This window comes from Candidatus Nitronauta litoralis (assembly GCA_015698285.1).
GTDB lineage: Bacteria > Nitrospinota > Nitrospinia > Nitrospinales > Nitrospinaceae > Nitronauta > Nitronauta litoralis.
The window spans coordinates 3,048,953-3,067,576 of record CP048685.1 but is presented as its reverse complement, the minus strand read 5'-3'; the positions used below and the strand labels follow the sequence as shown (position 1 = coordinate 3,067,576).

Here is an 18,624-nt window from a genome sequence, read left to right as displayed (position 1 = left end):
CATCAACAGCTTGACAATGCCTGTGTTTAAAATCAAAACAGCTATTTAGAGATGTATAAAAAGCTGCCGCGAGGTTTAAATACGGGCACACTTATTCAGCGAAATTACTGATAAAATACTAATGCTTTTATTCTAACTTGCTGGGGCGGTGACAGTGCAGGTTAAAGTAGCAAGAGTGTAGTTCCCTAGAGGCCCGGCAGTCGAAGGCTCCGGCAAATCACAGGTGAAATTGACCCGAGGAGAAGCTCCCGAATAACCGCAACTGGTTACGCCTGTGCAGGTAGCGGTTATTTGAAAAGTACTTCCTGGTTGACCTGATAAACTGAAATACTGATTAGTGACTGCCCCGCTGGTCGCGGAACATATGGGGGTTCCATTGGCAAGAACGGATATACTTCCAGGAGTGGCACTGCAATTGATAGTTGAGGTCGCCGTAACATCTCCAACCTCCGCTTCCTCTTCAGCCTCCTGAATTTTAATATCTTCGCGGTTTTGCTCGTTAGCCAATTCCTTATTCTGCCCCTTGATCTGCTCTTTACCTCCGAAATTAAAATCCTGGTCCAAACCGTTGATCACATCATCGATGTCCATCTGAGCTGAAAGTTTGAAGGGAAACGTCACCAAAAGGGCCCAGACACACGTGAATAGGAAAGCCCTCATAATCAGGTAGCGGATGTTTTTTAAGATCCTAAATTTCATAAGGCTATAGATTTATAAAAAGGAATAATTAAAGAAGTTTTGCCAAAGTATTACCCGGCACAAAACAAAACGAGGGAATTTTAGCGTAGGAAAAGTGGATTGTCCATAACCCTATTTTGGATAGCCTCATTTTAAATATCAGTTTCTTGCTTTTGCTGGATAAAGACGGATCAACTGCAGCGAAACCATCACTGTTGTATCCCTGCCCAAAGATAATCCTGCCATTCACCGACTGTTCAGCACCATGGATGAAACCTTGAACAAAAACGAACTGATGCTGTTCATCACCCCACACATCATCTCATACACCGGCGACGGTAAAACCGTTACCGATCACTTCCGCAGACGCCTCGGCAACCTGAACACCAAGTTGAAGACCAGAATCGGCGGCTGACCTGATCCCAGCTTTGTCACCCCCCCCTCCTCATGAATTTCCAGCCAACAATGCTATAGTGGAAACAGTGGCCAAGCACTTTATGGGCTATTAAAGCCTGGCCCTATTTAAAAGAGCAAACATGCTATTACAAGTAGTCAAATAAGGATTTGACCCCTTTATGAGAAGCTCGACTTCACCTACAACGGTTCTCTGCCGATCAGCACAACGTGGAGCCGCGGCAGTTTTATTGTCGGCACTGTCTCGCGTGAGTACGATAACTCATTCCGCATCACATCGCGTACCGTATCGGACAATGCGACTTCTACAGAAGTCGCACGTTTTGCCTACGACGATGACGATTTGCTCACCTCCACCAAGTACGACCCGGATGGAATCGCGGGCAACGGCGATGAGTTCGAACTCGGTCTGATCTACGATACCGTTTCTGAAATCGCCAATAGCACAGCGAATGGCCTGCTTGAGACAACGGAGATGTATGACAACGCCTCTCCGCCGGTCAAGAAGATCACCGATGACTACCTGTACAACGGTTTCGGTGAGATGGAGGAATACAGCGCGTCTTATCTTGCCAGTGAACGATTCAAGACCGTGTTCGAACGAGACAAACTCGGTCGCATCACAAAGAAAACGGAGACGCTGAACGGCAGCACGAATTCTACTCAGTATGAGTATGAATATACGTATGAGGTGTCACCGGGTGTGATCAAGGATGCGGGTCGCCTGCAGAAGGTGATAACAACACCGGTCATCAACGATGTGCCGGACACGGGCAACAGCACCAGCGTCACTTATAACTACGATGCGAACTCGAATCGTTTAAGCAACGGCGCGGTGTATGATAATCAGGATCGTCTCACCTCAACCTCCAGCGCGACCTATACATACACGGACAACGGGGAACTGTTGACGAAGACCGTCGGTTCCGACGTGACGACGTACACCTATGACGTTCTCGGCAATCTACGCAACGTTGACTTGCCCAACACCACCGACGATATCGAGTATCTCATCGACGGACGTAATCGACGGATCGGCAAGAAAGTCGGCGGCACACTTGAGCGACAGTGGTTGTACAAGGATCAGCTTAACCCTATAGCCGAACTCGACGGCTCCGGCAACATCACCAAACGCTTTATCTATGCAAGTCGTGCGAACGTGCCGGATGTGATGGTAATCCCAACGGGTTTGACCAATGCCGGAGTCTACCGGATTATTTCCGATCATTTAGGTAGTCCACGTTTTGTTATAGACACCTCTAGCGGAAACACCGTACAGGCGTTAGACTATGACGAGTGGGGCAATCTACTCAGTGACACCAATCCCGGCTTCCAGCCCTTCGGCTTCGCAGGAGGACTGTACGACGAGGACACCAAGCTCATCCGCTTCGGTGCCAGAGACTATGATCCAGAAACAGGGCGATGGACCAGCAAGGACCCGATACGGTTTATTGGCCGTAGTGCAAATTTCATGAGTTATGCTCAAAATGATCCTGTAAACTTTAGAGACTTGAGTGGTTTATTTGGCAATAAGAGAGTCCCAATAAACCATAGATACACTGATGTCCACAAAAGAGATTTTTTTGTGATAGAACCTGATGTTGGTAATGACCCAATTGATGATTGGATTGAAGATAATATTAAAGTGGTTGGAACTCATGATATAGGTGTATTAAATTTGGAAACGGATGAGGATGGAAATGTCACAAAAAATATTAATGTGATTCCAACTGGGAGGATCTCATCTGGTGCAACGATTAAGGTATTTCGGCCAAATCCTGGTGAGAAAGTGGTTTTCTCCTGTTCTTTATCTACACCAGGGGCAGGCATTTTTGGAATCGGTTTTGACAGAACACAAAACCCGAATACTGGTGAAACATCATTTGGGAGTATTAATATATTTTTAGGAGGGAGTTTTGCTTTCAGTCCTTATAATGAAACCATACCTTTACCCTAAAAATTAAAGAGGATATCTTCAAATGGTATCATTAATTTTTTCCTTGCTCTTAATAGGATACGGTGGGGCTTTTATTATCGGGACAAAAAAGAAGTGGCCTTTTTTTGTTTGTCCTGATGAAAAATCAGCGAATATTTTTGAACAAGCCCAAGTATCATTGAAGAAGGTTTTTGGAGAAGATTTTCTAGTTTCTTATAATTATTTAGCAGGGACCGCTTTGGTTGGTGTTGGTATTTGGAATCTTATGGGTGAGTTTATTTTCTAGTTGTACAAAGACCAGCTCAATCCAATAGCCGAACTCGACGGCTCCGGCAATATCACGAAACGCTTCATCTACGCCAGCCGCGCCAACGTGCCGGATGTCATGGTGATCCCGGCAGGTTTAACTAATGCCGGAGTGTATCGGATCATTTCCGATCATTTAGGAAGTCCACGTTTTGTTATAGACACCTCTAGCGGAAACACAGTTCAGGCGTTAGACTATGATGAATGGGGCAACGTGCTTAGCGATACTAACCCCGGCTTCCAGCCATTTGGCTTCGCAGGAGGAATCTACGATGAAGACACAAAACTCGTCCGCTTCGGATTCCGGGACTACGATCCGCAAACAGGAAGGTGGACCAGTAAAGACCCCATTAGGTTTAGGGGAGATATCCCAAATTTTTATGGGTACGCGTTTCAAAACCCGATAAACAATTTTGACTTGAATGGATTAGCTAGCACAAGTGCTGGTCAACAATCTACTACAATCAATTGGGATGGAAAAGGTAGTAAGCCTATTGTTGTTCCAGATACTGATAAGCCTTCCGATCCTAGGTTTACCCCTATTGACGAGGCTAATGTTGATGTGAGTGGAGGTGTCGTTTTTGGAGCAATAGCAAATATTAAAGTTACAAAAAAACAAATTGTTTGCAAAGTGAAGCCTGCGGCTGGATTTGGGTTTTCTGCAAAACCATCTGTATCTGTTCCAATAGCAAAGGTACGAGGGACCAAAAATACTGGTTTTGGAGTCCAAGGAAGTGTGGCAGGCGGAATTGGAGTAGCTGGTGTAACAGTAGATGTTACTGCTGATTTTGGCACTGGAGGAGGGGATGAAGGTAAAGTGAGTGCTACGGCAGGGGCAGGGTTTAGTGCCACGGTAACAACCACCACGGCACCTACCTTTACCTTCACTTTTGATCGTTAATTTCATTGGAGTCTAAAAATGGACTTTAAGATAGGTCAATTTTCATTTGAGGGGCCCGTTTCCGGGCTCGTACTCCTTTTATTTATATTATTTGGTTTTGCGATCACGATGAAATTTGATTCTGATTTAAAAAGCAAACATAATAAAATTTGGAAAAACTTAGGCTCACCCACTATTTTTTGGAATAATTCAATTCAGAATGGAGTTGCTAGGTTTTGGTTTGTAGTTAAAGGTGAATACAAACTGTTAAAGGATAAAAGCTTAAGTATTTTGGGCGATGTATTAAGATATTCCTATCTGATATATTTACTACTTTTTATTTATTTTTCAGTTTACAGCATTCCCAATTAGTCTCTGCCACGGTCAATGATATCGAGTATCTGATCGACGGACGTAATCGCAGGATCGGAAAAAAAGTCGGCGGCACGCTCGAGCAACAGTGGCTGTACAAAGACCAACTCAACCCGATCGCAGAACTTGACGGCAGCGGCAACATTACCAAGCTTTTTATTTATGCCTCCCGCGCGAATGTGCCAGATGTGATGGTGATTCCGAGCGGCTTGACGAATGCGGGAGTGTACCGGATCATTTCCGATCATTTAGGAAGTCCACGTTTTGTTATAGACACCTCTAGCGGAAATACAGTTCAGGCGTTAGACTATGATGAATGGGGCAACGTACTTAGCGATACTAACCCCGGCTTCCAGCCATTTGGCTTCGCAGGAGGGCTCTACGACGAAGACACCAAGCTCGTCCGCTTCGGGGCTCGCGATTACGACCCCGAAACAGGAAGATGGACCAGCAAAGACCCGATTGGGTTTGATGGGGATGGGCCAAATGTGTATACCTATTCGCTTAGTGATCCGATTAACTTTTATGATCCGTTTGGACTGCTAAGGATGGAATACGACCCAACAGAGAATACCATGACAATAATTGACCAAGGTGATACTGTCGTTCAATTTCCAGCATATAATAATACTGATAGTAAAAGTAAAGGCCCGTTTCCAGAAGGCCAGCATAGTCCTGTGAAAATTATACCCACGACAGGGAAACGTGATACAAAAGAAAGGAGGCGGAGAATTGGAGCATATTTTATTTGGGTGCAAGGAGTTCCAAATAGGACTGAGATGGGTGTCCATGCTGGAAGGAATAATCCGAGGCACCCAACTTTTGGATGCATTAGGGTTTCTGCAGATGATTTAGAAGAAATTGTAAAAATTGGAAAGCAATTTGGTCCCTACGAATCCTTATTAGTATTGGATAGGCAATGGAATCATTTTTAATTAGAAGCTTGCTCCTTTTGTTTATTTTCTGTTTACCGTGTTGTGCAAATGCCGAGACTCAGAGAGTTCTGTTTTTTGATAACAGTATTCTGGGTATCGAGATTGGGACTCATCAAAAAGAAGAATTAGAAAAGCTTTTGGGCGTTGGAAAACCTGACACTGAAATGGGAGATATGCTTTGCTACCTTAATAAGGGATTAAAACAGAGAGTAATCTTTAGTTTACGAGAAGATGGGTTGATTGGATCGGTAAGATTAATTATTGCCCAAGAAAACATTGGTTGGGACTGTGGTGAGGCTTTGCTTGAACAATCCCCAAAAACCAAGAAAGGAATAGAGCTGGGTGTATCAAAACAATTTGTCATAGAAAAATATGGAAAACCTATATCTGAGAAAATCCTTGAGAATGGAGATGAGATTTTGGAGTATACAGCCACAGATAAAGACGACCAAAGAATCATAGTCAATTATGATTCTTGGTTAACTTTTAGGGAGGATCACCTTATTGAATTAATTATTTCAAATGGCCCTTAATCTATACAAAGCTAGTATTCGCCAGACAGAGGCCCTTGTTGGATATGTGATATTGTAGCCGTTTTTTTTATTTTTGCTTTTGTATCTTATCTGGCTTTGGCAGTTGCACTACAACGGCTCTCTCCCAATCAGCACAACGTGGAGCCGCGGCAGTTTTATTGTCGGTACTGTCTCGCGCGAGTACGACAACAGTTTCCGCATCACATCGCGTACCGCGTCGGACAATGCGTCCACTCCCAATGAAGAAGTTGCACGTTTCGCCTACGACGATGACGATCTTCTTGCCTCTGCCAAGTACGATCCTGACGGAATAGCAGGGAATGGTGATGAGTTTGAACTCGGTCTGATCTACGATACCGTTTCTGAAATCGCCAACAGCACAGCCAATGGTCTGCTTGAGACAACGGAGATGTACGACAACGCCTCTCCGCCAGTCAAGAAGATCACCGATGACTACCTGTACAACGGTTTCGGTGAGATGGAAGAATACAGCGCGTCGTACCTTGCCAGTGAGCGTTTCAAAACTGTTTTTGAAAGAGACAAACTGGGCCGTATCACGAAGAAGACGGAGACGTTGAACGGGAGTACGAATTCTACCGATAACGTACATTATCTTTCGCACATTTGAATTGGTCGTATTGGCTTGAAAAAGGAAAGTCCTCCGTTGGGTCTGTATACTTCGTTTTGCGAGAAACGAGAACCGGACCTAAAAACAGGAGGACTTAATATGGAAGCGAAGTCTAAGGAATACGCAGCGTCATCAGTTGTGAGGAATTTTGTATCGATAGATGAAGGAAAAACCCAGAGCCATGTGAACGGGATCGTGCGTTCGACGGTTGAAGAGACGCTGAACGGCCTGCTGGATGCGGAAGCGGACCGTTTGTGCGGCGTTTGCAAGTATGAGAGGTCAGAGAGTTGGAAAGACACCCGTGCGGGTCATTATGACAGGAAGCTTCAGACCCAGGCGGGTGAGGTAGTCCTGAAGGTTCCGAACAGGCCCCAAAGGGCCTAAAGGCTCACAGGTCCAACAACCGCAGACCTGATCGAGGACTTTCCAAAATTCAAAGTGCGAAACTTTCTTGACACTATCAACGTCCTTTATCCGAAGTGAGCGTAGCGAACGAAGGGAAAAAGACGGGACCTTAAAAATCGGTTAATCATAAAAGCACTGAAAAATATCCTGCTCTATCTGTTCAATTGTTTTATGCACTTTCTTGGTATTGTGAAAACCCGCAATATGATAAAGAGCGTCGCCGCCATTCACTAAAGGCAATTTTAACTGGCCAATAAAGGTGTCAAATCTTTATTTGACTATATATTGCCGATATTAGCCCTGGATATTTCAGAATCCAATCCTGCATAAAATCTGTAAGAATAGCCTTCTCTGTATCCCTTCAATTGATAACGTACGACAAGTTTCGCACATTTAATCTGGTCGTGTTGGCTGGAACAAGGAAAGTCCTCCGTTAGGTCTGTATACTTCGTTTTGCGAGAAACGAGAACCGGACCTAAAAACAGGAGGACTTAATATGAAAGCGAAGTCTAGGAAAGACGTAGCGTCATCAGTTGTGAAGAACATTGTATCGATAGACGAGGGTAAAATCCAGAGCCATGTGACCGGGATCGTGCGTTCGACAGTTGAGGAAACGCTGAACGGTTTGCTGGATGCGGAAGCGGACCGTTTGTGCGGCGCTGGCAAGTATGAGAGGTCGGAGAGTCGGAAAGACACCCGTGCGGGTCATTATGACAGGAAGCTTCAGACCCAGGCGGGTGAGGTAGTCCTGAAGGTTCCGAACAGGCCCCAAAGGGCCTAAAGGCTCACAGGTCCAACAACCGCAGACCTGATCGAGGACTTTCCAAAATTCAAAGTGCGAAACTTTCTTGACACTATCAACGTCCTTTATCCGAAGTGAGCGTAGCGAACGAAGGGAAAAAGACGGGACCTTAAAAATCGGTTAATCATAAAAGCACTGAAAAATATCCTGCTCTATCTGTTCAATTGTTTTATGCACTTTCTTGGTATTGTGAAAACCCGCAATATGATAAAGAGCGTCGCCGCCATTCACTAAAGGCAATTTTAACTGGCCAATTATAATTCCTTCAATCGGAGAAATGATTTCTCCTCTGGGCTTTCCAAATTGATCTGTGATTACACCAAGCGAATCACCCTCTTTAATTCGTGTCCCAAGATTCTTTAAGGTATGCACAAGTCCACTGACAGGAGCACGGAGCCACTGGCTTCCCCATGAAACAAAGACTTCTTTTCTTTCCCGGTGTTTTTTCTTGGGAAGCATCCCTATTGATCGCATTACAGACAGGCAGCCGTTCACACCAATTTCAATGACTTTTTCATTAAATCTCAGCGCTTCTCCCCCTTCAAAAAGCAACATGGGTATTTTTTTTCTTCGAGCAGCTTCTCTCAAAGAACCATCGCGAATATTGGAATTCAAAATTACCGGGACCCCAAAATCAAAAGCCAATCGCCTGGTTTCAGCATTGCTCATCCATGCTCTGATTTGCGGAAGATTGGTTCTATGAACCGCTCCGGTATGTAAATCGATTCCATGAGTTGATTTCTTAACAATTTCATTCATGAATATATTTGCCAATCTGGAAGCAAGCGACCCATTTTTTGAACCGGGGAATGATCGGTTTAAATCCCGCCGGTCAGGCAAATATCTGGATAGCATGTTAAACCCAAATACATTTACAACAGGAACGGTAATTAAAGTTCCTTTCAGTTTTTTCAGTGTCCTGTTTTTCAAAATCCGACTGATTATTTCTGTTCCGTTTATCTCATCCCCATGAATGGCAGCTGAAATAAACAAAACAGGCCCATCCTCAACCCCACGGATAACTTCTACCGGAATCGACAGATCGGTCCCGTCATAAAGATGAGAAACAGCAAGTTGGATCTTTTTGCGCTCTCCTTTTTTTATTAAATTTCCGCCTATTTTAAATTTGGGAGCCATTATCCAATTCCAGCGGTTCTGGTTTTCCCGTGTTTTGCATCTTTTTCCATAAACTGAATAATTTTATCGGCGACATCAATTCCTGTAGCCCCTTCGATCCCTTCAAGTCCTGGGGATGAGTTGACTTCCATTACGACCGGGCCATGATTAGAGCGTAATAAATCTACACCCGCCAGATTCAATCCCATGGCTTTTGCCGACCGCACTGCGGTGCTTCTTTCTTCAGGCGTGATCTTAATGACTTTTGCGCTTCCACCGCGATGCAGGTTTGAGCGAAATTCCCCTTCTTTCCCTTGCCTGATCATTGAGGCCACCACCTTGTCATCAATGACAAAACATCGGATATCCGCACCACCGGCTTCCTTTATAAACTCCTGTACTAAAATATGAGCATCCAATTCCATGAAAGCCCCAATGACGCTTTCGGCAGCCTTACCCGTTTCAGCCAATACCACTCCCTTTCCTTGTGTGCCTTCCAGCAGTTTGACGACTAATGGCGCACCCCCCACCATTTTAATAATATCTTCTGTATGCTCGGTTGAATGCGCAAACCCCGTCACTGGCAAACCAACCCCTTTTTTGGCAAGGATCTGTAAAGACCGTAATTTGTCCCTGGAACGCGAGATAGCTACCGATTCATTCAGGGGATACACTCCCATCATTTCAAATTGTCTTAATATGGCCGTTCCATAAAAAGTTTTAGAAGCACCAATACGGGGCACCACTGCATCAAATTGATTCAATACCCGGTCTTTATAATGAACCGATGGTTTGTGGGAGGTGATATTTACATAGCACTTGAGATAATCGACCACTTCAACCTCATGCCCTCTTTTCTTGGAAGCCTCGACCAGTCTCTTGGTTGAATAAAGTTTTGGCCCTCTCGATAAGATTCCTATATTCATTTTTAACCTCTTTTTGTTTTTGCCGTTTTTGTTTTTGCTTCCTTTTGTTTAAATTTCTTATCAAGCAAAAAGGATTGTCCCGGATTTACAAGAAAACGCTTTTTCAAGGCACTTCTACCTAAAAGCAAGCGGAAACCCATAAGATCTCTGTTAACCAGGGTTAATTCGATAAAATAAAGTCTCTTTCCAATTTTTAGTTTTGTTTTAACCACTGGTCTAATCGTTGTTTCGCCATTTGAACTTTTTATTGCGCGTTCACCCACCAATTTTCCTTTTGTATTTTGGACGGGTAAACGTTGTCTCTGAACCGGATGAATGGTGAATGAGACCGTATTGGTTTTTTTTCTTATTTTAATATTGGAAACATGAAGGGCTGAGGTTCTCGCTCCTGTATCAATTTTTGCTTTTATGGTTTTAATTTTTAATTCAGGGAAGGAAACCCACTCCCGCCAGCCAATTTCATCAAGCTTATTTTTTTTCTTTTTCATAAGATCACGAAAAGCTTCAGAATTATTATTCTCAGATTCAACTTGCAAATGCTTTTTGGAGGTCGATCAAGAAACCAAACGGGACAATATTCCCGGCGTTTCATCAATCGCCAAACTGAAGTTCCTCTTTTTGGCAGTAAACCCGGTTGACGGACGAACAACGGGGCCTAATCCCCCTTTTTGAAAGCAGGTTTCAGGTAAAAAAATGGCAAACTCCTCACATTAACTATTCAAACCCCACCATCCCCTTTTCCAGTTTTTATATTTTCAACTCAGCTTCCTCATATCAATCATACAGGCAAATAATCTTCCAACGTCATTCAATAAACATAAGAAAGAACCTTCCCTGGTTCCCGGAAAAAGGCAAAACAAGCAACCCATGGTTGGCCTTTTATTGCCTGGCTTCTTCAAACTACCCATTTTCAATCAATTTCCTGCTGTTTTTGGGGCCTCGAGCCTGCTATAATCCCTTATGTTGAAACAGGTTAACGGGAATTCGCCCGTTTTACCCCCCTGTCCGGGTGGTTTAAAATCCCGGCCAGTTGACGTATAATTCCAGCTTTGTTTTTATTCTGACATCAACCCCTTTTTGAATTTTGGTTTTGGAAAAATCTAAAGAAAAAGCAGACACCGCTCTTGAATTGATTGGAGATACTCCTCTGGTCAAACTGGGAACACTTGTGCCGGAAAACGGTGCCAACATTTACGCCAAGGTGGAATCACGAAACCCAGGCGGCAGTGTGAAGGACCGCATTGCCCTGGCGATGATAGAAGAGGCTGAACGTACGGGCGAATTAAAGCCTGGCGCCACGATCATCGAACCCACTAGTGGCAACACAGGAATCGGGCTTGCGTTGGTGGGTGCCGTGCGTGGGTACAATGTCGTTCTCGTCATGTCAGAAAACATGAGCGAAGAACGCCGCACCATTCTGGAATCCTTCGGTGCAAAATGCGAATTGAGCCGAGCCGAGTTTGGTATGCAGGGCACGATTGAACGTGCGGAAGAACTGCTGGCTGAAAACCCTGACTGGTTCATGCCGCAACAGTTCAACAATCCGGCCAACCCGGAAGTTCACCGCCAGACCACGGGACCCGAAATTATCTCGGCGATGGAAGGTGACAAAGTGGATGCCTTTGTTGCCGGTATCGGTACCGGTGGCACCATCACGGGGACGGGTGAAGTATTAAAGGAACATTATGGAGACACCCGGGTGGTTGGTGTCGAGCCGCTGACATCGGCTGTTTTATCCGGTAATCCACCGGGTCCGCATAAAATCCAGGGAATCGGCGCAGGTTTCAAGCCCAAGGTATTGAACCTGGATGTGCTGGACGACCTTCATCCCATTTCGGACGAAGACGCTTTCGAATTTACAAAGAACCTGGCCACGCAGGAAGGTCTGCTGGTTGGCATTAGTTCCGGCGCGGCCATGGCCGCAGCTTATAAAGTTGCAGAGGAATTAGGTTCTGGAAAAAATGTGGTGGTCATACTGCCAGACACTGGAGAACGGTACTTCAGTTTTTATCAATATTTTTAAAGGACCCTCTGGGAAAATAGTTGCAGGTAATCAAGCCTGCGAGGTTCCTTTTCGTTTGAGGCTATTTTAATGAGTTTTGTAAAAGGGTTACGTTGCAAGGAATGCAGTAAGGGATACGAAAAGCTCCCGATTCATGTTTGTGAATACTGTTTTGGACCGCTAGAAGTCGACTATGACTACGAAGGCATCCAGAAAGTCATCAGCAGAAAATCGATTCAGGATGGTCCGCCTTCCATGTGGCGCTACCGCCCTCTTCTGCCTATTGATGGCGATCCTCAGGTTGGCCACCACACGGGATATACCCCACTGGTCAAAGCAGACAACCTGGCCAGGGCGCTGGGTGTGAAAGAAATCTATGTCAAAAACGACTCTGTAAATCACCCGACCTTTTCCTTTAAAGACCGGGTGGTCGCCATTGCCATTACGAAAGCTTTGGAAATGGGTTTTGATACCGTCTCCTGTGCTTCCACCGGCAACCTGGCCAATTCGGTTTCCGCCCAGGCTGCAGAAGCTGGACTCAAGAGCTGCATCTTCATTCCCGATGGTCTTGAAACCGGAAAAATTATCGGCACACTGGTGTACGGCACCAAACTGATCGCAATCAACGGCAGTTATGATGATGTTAATCGACTTTGCAGTGAAATTGCCGCGACCCATAACTGGGCGTTCGTGAACATCAACATCCGTCCTTATTATGGAGACGGTTCCAAATCCTACGGATACGAAATCGCGGAGCAGTTGGGTTGGAGAACACCAGACAACGTGGTCGTTCCTGTTGCCGGTAGTTCCCTCATCACGAAAATCTGGCGCGCCTTCAACGAGTTCAAGGATCTTGGACTGATCGACAAGGTCACCAGTAAAATATTTGCAGCGCAGGCGACAGGATGTTCGCCAGTCACAACCGCGATCAAAAACGGATCAGAAATGATTACACCGGTGAAACCCAACACCATCGCCAAATCCATTGCCATTGGCAACCCGGCAGACGGTTACTATGGTATTAAGACGACCCAGGTGAGCGGCGGTTGGGGAGAAGACATCACCGACCAGGAAGTGGTCGAAGGCATGAGGTTGCTGGCCGAAACGGAAGGCATCTTCACTGAAACGGCTGGAGGCGTTACCGTTGGTGTCACCAAAAAACTGATCGAGCAGGGCCGGATCAAACCGGATGAAACCACTGTGATCTGTGTTACCGGCAATGGATTGAAAACAATTGAAGCGCTGGATGGTCAGTATGAAATGCCTTCAGTCATTCAACCCAATATTAAAGATTTCGAAGAACATTATTCCAGCCAAGTGGCGGTTTGAAGGAGAAAATTGAAATGTCAGTAAAAGTACGAATCCCGACCCCTCTTATGAAATTGACCAACAACCAGGCAGAGGTGGAAGCTGAAGGGACTACCATAGAAGAAATGTTCAACCATCTGGAGTCCCAGTTTGGTGGCATCAAGGAACGTATTTGTGAAGAAAACGGTTCTCCGCGCCGCTTCATCAATATTTACGTGAACGAAGAAGACATCCGCTTTCTTGAAGGTGAAAAAACTGCGATCAAGGATGGGGATGAAGTATCGATCATTCCGGCGATTGCCGGGGGTGCCTGGTAAGGTTTTTCAGCCCAAAAACGCTGTATTTTTGGTTATTTTAATCTGAAAACCGGCTTTTTTTAACTTTTCATGGAACCATCAGGTTTAATAGCAATCTAATGAATATGTCCAAGTCAAAAGTCGAAAATATTAAACCCGATACAATATCCGGTGCTCAGGAGATCAATGTTCCTGCCTGCCCCTTGATCACGAACCAGTCGATCCTGGAGCAAATCGGGAACACGCCGCTCATTAAGATCAATAAACTGACCAAAGACATGCCGGGTATCGAAATTTACGCCAAGGCGGAATGGAAGAACTCTGGCGGATCGGTCAAATCACGGCCGGCTTTGCAAATGATTGAGGATGCCGAGAAATCAGGTGAGCTTACCAAGGACAAAATCATTCTCGATTCGACCTCAGGCAATACAGGGATTGCATACGCACTCATTGGCAAAATAAAAGGGTATAAAGTTAAACTGGTCATGCCGGGGAATGTCTGTAAAGAGCGTAAGGGGTTGATGGCTGACTATTATGGAGCCGAAATCGTAACGTCGAGTCCTTTTGAAGGTTCCGACGGCGCTATCATACTGGCAAGAGAAATTTACGAGTCCGACCCCGACAAATACTATATGCCCGACCAGTATAATAATGATTCCAATTGGCGGGCCCATTTCCTGCACACATCACGTGAAATTTGGAAGCAAACGGAAGGACGCGTCACGCACTTCTGTGCCGGAATTGGAACCGGTGGCACCATTATGGGAAACACACGTGGATTGCGTGAACTAAACCCTGATATTAAATGCTACGCCCTCGAACCCGCTGAAGAATTGCACGGACTTGAAGGCCTGAAGCACATGGCCTCATCAATCGTGCCGGGCATTTACGACGAATCAATACTCGATGGAAAAATCAGCGTCAGCACAGAAATCTCCTATGACATGGTAGAAACCCTCGAAAAAGAAGAAGGCATCCTGGTGGGGCATTCTAGTGCCGCCGCTATGGTTGGCGCTCTCGAATTGGCCAAACAAATCAAGAAAGGTGTCATCGTAACTGTCTTCCCGGACAGCTGTGACACCTGCTACGTGAATTTCGGAAAATTCAAGGAATATTACGAATCACACGAGCAAACCACCCTGCCCAAGCCGGAAAGCTCTTGATTCCGGCTTTATATTTCCCCTAAAAAAACCATGAGCCGATTCGAAAGACACCTGTTCATTTGCGTTAACGAGCGCAAGGGTGATGACCCTCGCGGTTGTTGCATTTCCCGCGGTTCAGCGCAACTTCTTGACTATCTGAAAAAACGGGTGCATGACGCTGGTTTAAAAGGCCGGATCCGAGTGAACAAAGCTGGTTGTCTCGATGCGTGTGCCCAGGGCCCGGCCATGGTCATTTACCCTGAAGAGGTCTGGTACACTCCAACGACCGAAGAAGATATGGAAGAGATTTTTCTGGAACATGTACAGAACGGAAGAATTGTGGAACGATTGGTCAGCAAATTTCCCACTAAAAAATAACATCATAATAAGGGTTTGTTCCTTGTCTTCCCGGAAACACCGGAAAAGGATTCTGCGTTCAGCTTGAGCAGACGATAGTAAACCCCTCTTTTTTTTATCAAATCCTGCCGGGTGCCAAACTCCACAATCCTGCCTTTTTTAAGCACGAGTACCTTGTCTACATCCTTTAGAGTCGATAACCGGTGGGCAATAATGATCGAGGTCCTTCCTTTTATCAGGCTTCGCAAAGCGGATTGAAGCAATTGTTCCGTCTCCGTATCCACACTGGAAGTTGCTTCGTCCAGAACCAGAATACGAGGATCCGCTGCCAGGGCACGGGCGAAAGACAACAGTTGTCGCTGCCCCTGGGAAAGCCTACTTCCTCTCTCATTAATTTCCTCGTCGTATTTCATGGGAAGATCATCGATAAAATGATGTGAGTTAACCGCCTGCGCAACGGCATGAACCTGATCCTGGCTGAGGTCCGGGTTGCCAAGACGTATATTGTCTGTCACATTGCCTGAAAAAAGAAACACGTCTTGCTGCACAAGTGATATTTGCCTGCGGAGATCCTGTTTATTCATTTCCCGAACCGGAAGTCCGTCTATCCGAATCTCTCCCTTTTGCACATCATAAAAACGACACAGAAGATTAATCAATGTAGATTTCCCCGACCCAGTTGCTCCAACCACCGCCAGGCTTTCCCCCTCTTCCAGCGAAAAAGAAACATCCTTCAACACCCAATCCTTATCATTGTAGGCGAAATCTACTCCATCAAACTCAATCTTGCCCTTAAATCGATCCAGTTGCTTTGCATTTTTATTGTTGGGTAAACCTTCCGGTGTATCCAGAAGTTCGAATACTCTTTCAGAAGAAGCCATGGCAGTTTGAATGATGTTAAATTTTTCTGCGAGATCACGAATCGGTTCAAAAAACTTCTGAATGTATTGCAAAAACGCCACCAGAACACCCAACTGAATTTCATTCTGGACAAACCGCCCACCACCGTACCAGATAACCAGCCCTATTCCAGCCGCGCTGAATACATCAATCGAAGGAAGATAAACTGAATTGTAAAAAAGAGACCTCAGGTCTTCCTTCAGTTTTTTTTTATTCGTCCCCTTGAATTCAGTTTCCCTTTTCATTTCCTGATTAAACATCTGGATGGTCGACATACCCGAAAGGGTTTCTTCAAGATGTGAATTGAGCGTTGTCTGGTGCGCCCGGTTTTTTCTTAAAGCATCGCGTGCACGAACACGGTAAGCATGAGTTGCCCAGGCAAGAAAAGGAAACACCGCGCATACCACCAGCATCAAACGCCAGTCCAGCCAGGCAAGCATTATGAATATTCCAGCGAGAGTAAACAGATCGCTGAACACCAGAATTAATCCTGAAGTGAGCATTTCATTCAACACTTCGACATCATTTACAGTGCGAGTCACCAGTTTGCCAATGGGATTGCGGTCAAAAAACCTGAAGGACATTCGATGCAAATGCGCGAATACCTGAGTCCTGATATCGAACATCACCTTTTGCCCTATGCTCTGCATCAGGATATATTGAAAAAACTGACATATGAAAGCTCCAATTAACACCGCAGCATAAAGCAAGGCGATCTGATCCAGTCCCTCAAGATTGGACACTTGAATATAATCATCAATTACAATTTTAGTGAGGTAGGGTCCGGCAAGGTTCAACAAGGAAACCACAAACAATAAAAATATCGAAAGAATGACCAGTCCGCGATAAGGCTTTAGATAACTGAGGATACGACGGAATAATCCCCAGTCGTAATAAACATCATCCAGGTTTTCATCAGAAAATTGGTTCATTGGAGAATGATTTCCATTTCCTGCGCCAAAGCCTGACTTCCAAAAACATTCTTATAATATCCCGGGGCAGCCATCAGCTCCGAGTGCGTTCCCTGCGCTGCAAGTGTTCCGTTTTCAACTACAATAATCCGGTCTAAATTTCGTCCAAGAGCCAGTCTGTGAGTGACCAGGATTGGTGTCACCCCTTTCAGACGCTCCCGAATATTGGTAAAAACGATCCTCTCTGTTTCCACATCCAGACTGGAAAACGCATCGTCCAGCAAAAGCAAACGAGGTTTTTTTATAAGGGCGCGCGCCAGAGCAATCCGCTGTTTTTGCCCACCGGAAAGAGAGACCCCACGGTCTCCGACAATGGTATTAAGCCCTTCCGGCCAACTTTTGATGTCATCGTTAAGATTCACACAATCCACTATATCGTTGATTTCCTCATCGCTTGCATCAGGATATCCAAACGCAATATTGTCACGAACAGAAAGGGAAAAAAGAAACGACTCCTGCTCCACCACACCAATCCCCTGCCTCAATACCTCAGGGTTAATATCCTGAATCGGGACTTGATCAATGAGTATCGTTCCCTCCTCAATATCAAAATGACGGAGTATCAGGTTTAGCAATGTGGATTTTCCTGCACCGACGGGTCCTATGACCGCCATACTTTGACCTGCCGACAACTTGAAAGAAAAGTTAGCAAGACCTGGTTGAGTTGAGCCCGGATAACGAAATGTCACATTCTGAAACTCAACAGCACCTTTCAGCTGAGGCAGTTTACCCGGACCGCTTACCGGCTTCAGCGTTGGACTTGCATTAAAAATTTCCTGGAGTCGGCCCATAGCGGTCAGCCCTTTTTGCGAGAGGTTAACGATGTAACCAATGGCCATCATAGGCCAGGACAGAAGCATCAGGTACCCGTTAAACGCAACGAAGGATCCAAGAGAAAACTCTCCAACAACGACCGCCTTCGCTCCAATCCATAACGATATCAGTGCGGACACACCGATCGTGAGACTCAAGGAAGGCGTGAATACGCCAAAAAGTTTGGCCAACGACATGTTGCGCCGAATATGTTCACGATTAAGATCTTCGAATCGGGATTTTTCGTAAGCCTCCCGAACAAACGCGTGCAGGACCCTAATCCCAGCCAGGTTTTCCTGGACGCGGTCGGTTATACGGGACAGGTTTTCCTGAATAGCCGTGTGCCGAAGACTTATGTTTTTTATAAATCCAAAAAATAAGATTGAAACTACCGGAAGGGGTAACAGGCAATACAGGGTCAATTCAGGATTCAAAGACACCATCAAGGTAATGCTGGCAACAATGACCACCACCGCATCAATAAGGACCAGGAGGCCAAGCCCAAGAAAATCTTTTACAGCACGCAAATCATTGGTAGCCCGGGAAATCAGATCACCAATTTTTTGTGATTGGAAATAGGTCCGATCCAAAGTCAGGAAATGGGAAAACAATTTGTTTTGAATATCCACTTCCATCCGCCTTGAAGGACCAAACAGGTATTGCCTCCAACCGTAACGCCCTATTCCAAGAAGGAAAGCCGTGAGTACCAACCCTCCAGCATAGACAGATAAATCATCAGAAGATGGATTCTCCGCCAATGAGTCGATAAATTTTTTAATCCACCATGGAATAACCATGGTTAACACATCAGTGATTACCAGGGAAAGAATTCCGATGGTGACTTCTTTTTTATACCTGGCAAGAAAAGGCAGGAAAGGTTTTAATCGCGAAGGGATCATTAAAA

General features: G+C 45.3%; 20 protein-coding genes. 13 read left to right on the top strand and 7 right to left on the bottom strand.

Annotated features, from left to right (window positions below; translation table 11 throughout):
- Positions 1-132: 132 nt before the first annotated feature.
- Complete coding sequence (locus G3M70_13980) at positions 133-621, bottom strand: DUF4402 domain-containing protein (GenBank protein QPJ62921.1); 489 nt, start codon at positions 619-621, stop codon at positions 133-135.
- 334 nt (positions 622-955) lie between these two features.
- On the opposite strand from G3M70_13980, the gene G3M70_13975 reads away from it, so the two are divergent.
- From G3M70_13975 to G3M70_13950, 6 genes are all read left to right on the top strand, one after another.
- Entirely contained in the window at positions 956-1,093 is a 138-nt protein-coding gene (locus G3M70_13975) for a hypothetical protein (protein ID QPJ62920.1), read from the top strand.
- A gap of 192 nt (positions 1,094-1,285) precedes the next feature.
- On the top strand, positions 1,286-3,049 hold the full coding sequence (locus G3M70_13970) for a hypothetical protein (protein ID QPJ63824.1): 1,764 nt from the start codon (positions 1,286-1,288) through the stop codon (positions 3,047-3,049).
- Between the two features lie 22 nt (positions 3,050-3,071).
- The gene (locus G3M70_13965; GenBank protein ID QPJ62919.1) at positions 3,072-3,314 is read left to right on the top strand and encodes a hypothetical protein; all 243 of its coding nucleotides are present in this window, start codon (positions 3,072-3,074) and stop codon (positions 3,312-3,314) included.
- Positions 3,315-4,235 (top strand): hypothetical protein, encoded by a 921-nt coding sequence (locus G3M70_13960; GenBank protein ID QPJ62918.1) that lies wholly within the window; start codon positions 3,315-3,317, stop codon positions 4,233-4,235. It begins immediately after the preceding gene.
- Between the two features lie 281 nt (positions 4,236-4,516).
- Entirely contained in the window at positions 4,517-5,521 is a 1,005-nt protein-coding gene (locus G3M70_13955; GenBank protein QPJ63823.1) for a hypothetical protein, read from the top strand.
- Positions 5,506-6,054: a hypothetical protein gene (locus tag G3M70_13950; protein ID QPJ62917.1), complete on the top strand. Its 549-nt coding sequence runs from the start codon at positions 5,506-5,508 to the stop codon at positions 6,052-6,054. The genes G3M70_13955 and G3M70_13950 overlap by 16 nt, the downstream gene beginning before the upstream one ends.
- A 67-nt stretch (positions 6,055-6,121) precedes the next feature.
- On the opposite strand, the gene G3M70_13945 is transcribed toward G3M70_13950, so the two are convergent.
- Positions 6,122-6,664 (bottom strand): hypothetical protein, encoded by a 543-nt coding sequence (locus G3M70_13945; GenBank protein QPJ62916.1) that lies wholly within the window; start codon positions 6,662-6,664, stop codon positions 6,122-6,124.
- A 117-nt stretch (positions 6,665-6,781) separates the two neighbouring features.
- On the opposite strand from G3M70_13945, the gene G3M70_13940 reads away from it, so the two are divergent.
- Both G3M70_13940 and G3M70_13935 read left to right on the top strand, forming a co-directional pair.
- Complete coding sequence (locus tag G3M70_13940) at positions 6,782-7,066, top strand: hypothetical protein (GenBank protein QPJ62915.1); 285 nt, start codon at positions 6,782-6,784, stop codon at positions 7,064-7,066.
- 517 nt (positions 7,067-7,583) lie between these two features.
- Entirely contained in the window at positions 7,584-7,868 is a 285-nt protein-coding gene (locus G3M70_13935) for a hypothetical protein (GenBank protein QPJ62914.1), read from the top strand.
- A gap of 141 nt (positions 7,869-8,009) precedes the next feature.
- On the opposite strand, the gene G3M70_13930 is transcribed toward G3M70_13935, so the two are convergent.
- From G3M70_13930 to G3M70_13920, 3 genes are read right to left on the bottom strand one after another with little or no spacing between them, the layout of a single operon-like run.
- Positions 8,010-9,026, bottom strand: a complete 1,017-nt coding sequence (locus G3M70_13930) for a succinylglutamate desuccinylase/aspartoacylase family protein (protein QPJ62913.1) — start codon at positions 9,024-9,026, stop codon at positions 8,010-8,012.
- Positions 9,026-9,931, bottom strand: coding sequence for a 30S ribosomal protein S6--L-glutamate ligase (rimK, locus tag G3M70_13925; protein QPJ62912.1), 906 nt, complete (start codon positions 9,929-9,931; stop codon positions 9,026-9,028). The genes G3M70_13930 and rimK overlap by 1 nt, the downstream gene beginning before the upstream one ends.
- 2 nt (positions 9,932-9,933) lie before the next feature.
- Positions 9,934-10,419, bottom strand: coding sequence for an ATP-dependent zinc protease (locus G3M70_13920; protein ID QPJ62911.1), 486 nt, complete (start codon positions 10,417-10,419; stop codon positions 9,934-9,936).
- 593 nt (positions 10,420-11,012) lie between these two features.
- On the opposite strand from G3M70_13920, the gene cysK reads away from it, so the two are divergent.
- The 5 genes from cysK (at position 11,013) to G3M70_13895 (ending at position 15,057) form a co-directional block, all read left to right on the top strand.
- Complete coding sequence (cysK, locus tag G3M70_13915; GenBank protein QPJ63822.1) at positions 11,013-11,954, top strand: cysteine synthase A; 942 nt, start codon at positions 11,013-11,015, stop codon at positions 11,952-11,954.
- 69 nt (positions 11,955-12,023) lie between these two features.
- A complete protein-coding gene (locus tag G3M70_13910; protein ID QPJ62910.1) occupies positions 12,024-13,262 on the top strand; it encodes a threonine synthase in 1,239 nt (412 codons plus the stop codon).
- 14 nt (positions 13,263-13,276) lie between these two features.
- On the top strand, positions 13,277-13,558 hold the full coding sequence (locus tag G3M70_13905) for a MoaD/ThiS family protein (GenBank protein QPJ62909.1): 282 nt from the start codon (positions 13,277-13,279) through the stop codon (positions 13,556-13,558).
- A gap of 104 nt (positions 13,559-13,662) precedes the next feature.
- Positions 13,663-14,700, top strand: a complete 1,038-nt coding sequence (locus G3M70_13900) for a cysteine synthase family protein (protein ID QPJ62908.1) — start codon at positions 13,663-13,665, stop codon at positions 14,698-14,700.
- A gap of 30 nt (positions 14,701-14,730) precedes the next feature.
- Positions 14,731-15,057, top strand: a complete 327-nt coding sequence (locus G3M70_13895) for a (2Fe-2S) ferredoxin domain-containing protein (GenBank protein ID QPJ62907.1) — start codon at positions 14,731-14,733, stop codon at positions 15,055-15,057.
- A gap of 2 nt (positions 15,058-15,059) precedes the next feature.
- Here the strand turns inward: G3M70_13895 and G3M70_13890 are convergent, their stop codons facing one another.
- Both G3M70_13890 and G3M70_13885 read right to left on the bottom strand, forming a co-directional pair.
- Positions 15,060-16,868, bottom strand: coding sequence for an ABC transporter ATP-binding protein (locus G3M70_13890; protein ID QPJ62906.1), 1,809 nt, complete (start codon positions 16,866-16,868; stop codon positions 15,060-15,062).
- On the bottom strand, positions 16,865-18,619 hold the full coding sequence (locus G3M70_13885) for an ABC transporter ATP-binding protein (GenBank protein ID QPJ62905.1): 1,755 nt from the start codon (positions 18,617-18,619) through the stop codon (positions 16,865-16,867). The genes G3M70_13890 and G3M70_13885 overlap by 4 nt, the downstream gene beginning before the upstream one ends.
- Between the last annotated feature and the right edge of the window lie 5 nt (positions 18,620-18,624).

Coding starts and splice junctions, on each gene's coding strand:
- G3M70_13910 (QPJ62910.1), top strand. CDS start 12,024: ATGAGTTTTGTAAAAGGGTTACGTTGCAAGGAATGCAGTAAGGGATAC.
- G3M70_13890 (QPJ62906.1), bottom strand. CDS start 16,868: ATGAACCAATTTTCTGATGAAAACCTGGATGATGTTTATTACGACTGG.
- G3M70_13965 (QPJ62919.1), top strand. CDS start 3,072: ATGGTATCATTAATTTTTTCCTTGCTCTTAATAGGATACGGTGGGGCT.
- G3M70_13935 (QPJ62914.1), top strand. CDS start 7,584: ATGAAAGCGAAGTCTAGGAAAGACGTAGCGTCATCAGTTGTGAAGAAC.
- rimK (QPJ62912.1), bottom strand. CDS start 9,931: ATGAATATAGGAATCTTATCGAGAGGGCCAAAACTTTATTCAACCAAG.
- G3M70_13950 (QPJ62917.1), top strand. CDS start 5,506: ATGGAATCATTTTTAATTAGAAGCTTGCTCCTTTTGTTTATTTTCTGT.
- G3M70_13885 (QPJ62905.1), bottom strand. CDS start 18,619: ATGATCCCTTCGCGATTAAAACCTTTCCTGCCTTTTCTTGCCAGGTAT.
- G3M70_13905 (QPJ62909.1), top strand. CDS start 13,277: ATGTCAGTAAAAGTACGAATCCCGACCCCTCTTATGAAATTGACCAAC.
- G3M70_13920 (QPJ62911.1), bottom strand. CDS start 10,419: ATGAAAAAGAAAAAAAATAAGCTTGATGAAATTGGCTGGCGGGAGTGG.
- G3M70_13930 (QPJ62913.1), bottom strand. CDS start 9,026: ATGGCTCCCAAATTTAAAATAGGCGGAAATTTAATAAAAAAAGGAGAG.
- G3M70_13940 (QPJ62915.1), top strand. CDS start 6,782: ATGGAAGCGAAGTCTAAGGAATACGCAGCGTCATCAGTTGTGAGGAAT.
- G3M70_13945 (QPJ62916.1), bottom strand. CDS start 6,664: ATGTACGTTATCGGTAGAATTCGTACTCCCGTTCAACGTCTCCGTCTT.
- G3M70_13895 (QPJ62907.1), top strand. CDS start 14,731: ATGAGCCGATTCGAAAGACACCTGTTCATTTGCGTTAACGAGCGCAAG.
- G3M70_13900 (QPJ62908.1), top strand. CDS start 13,663: ATGTCCAAGTCAAAAGTCGAAAATATTAAACCCGATACAATATCCGGT.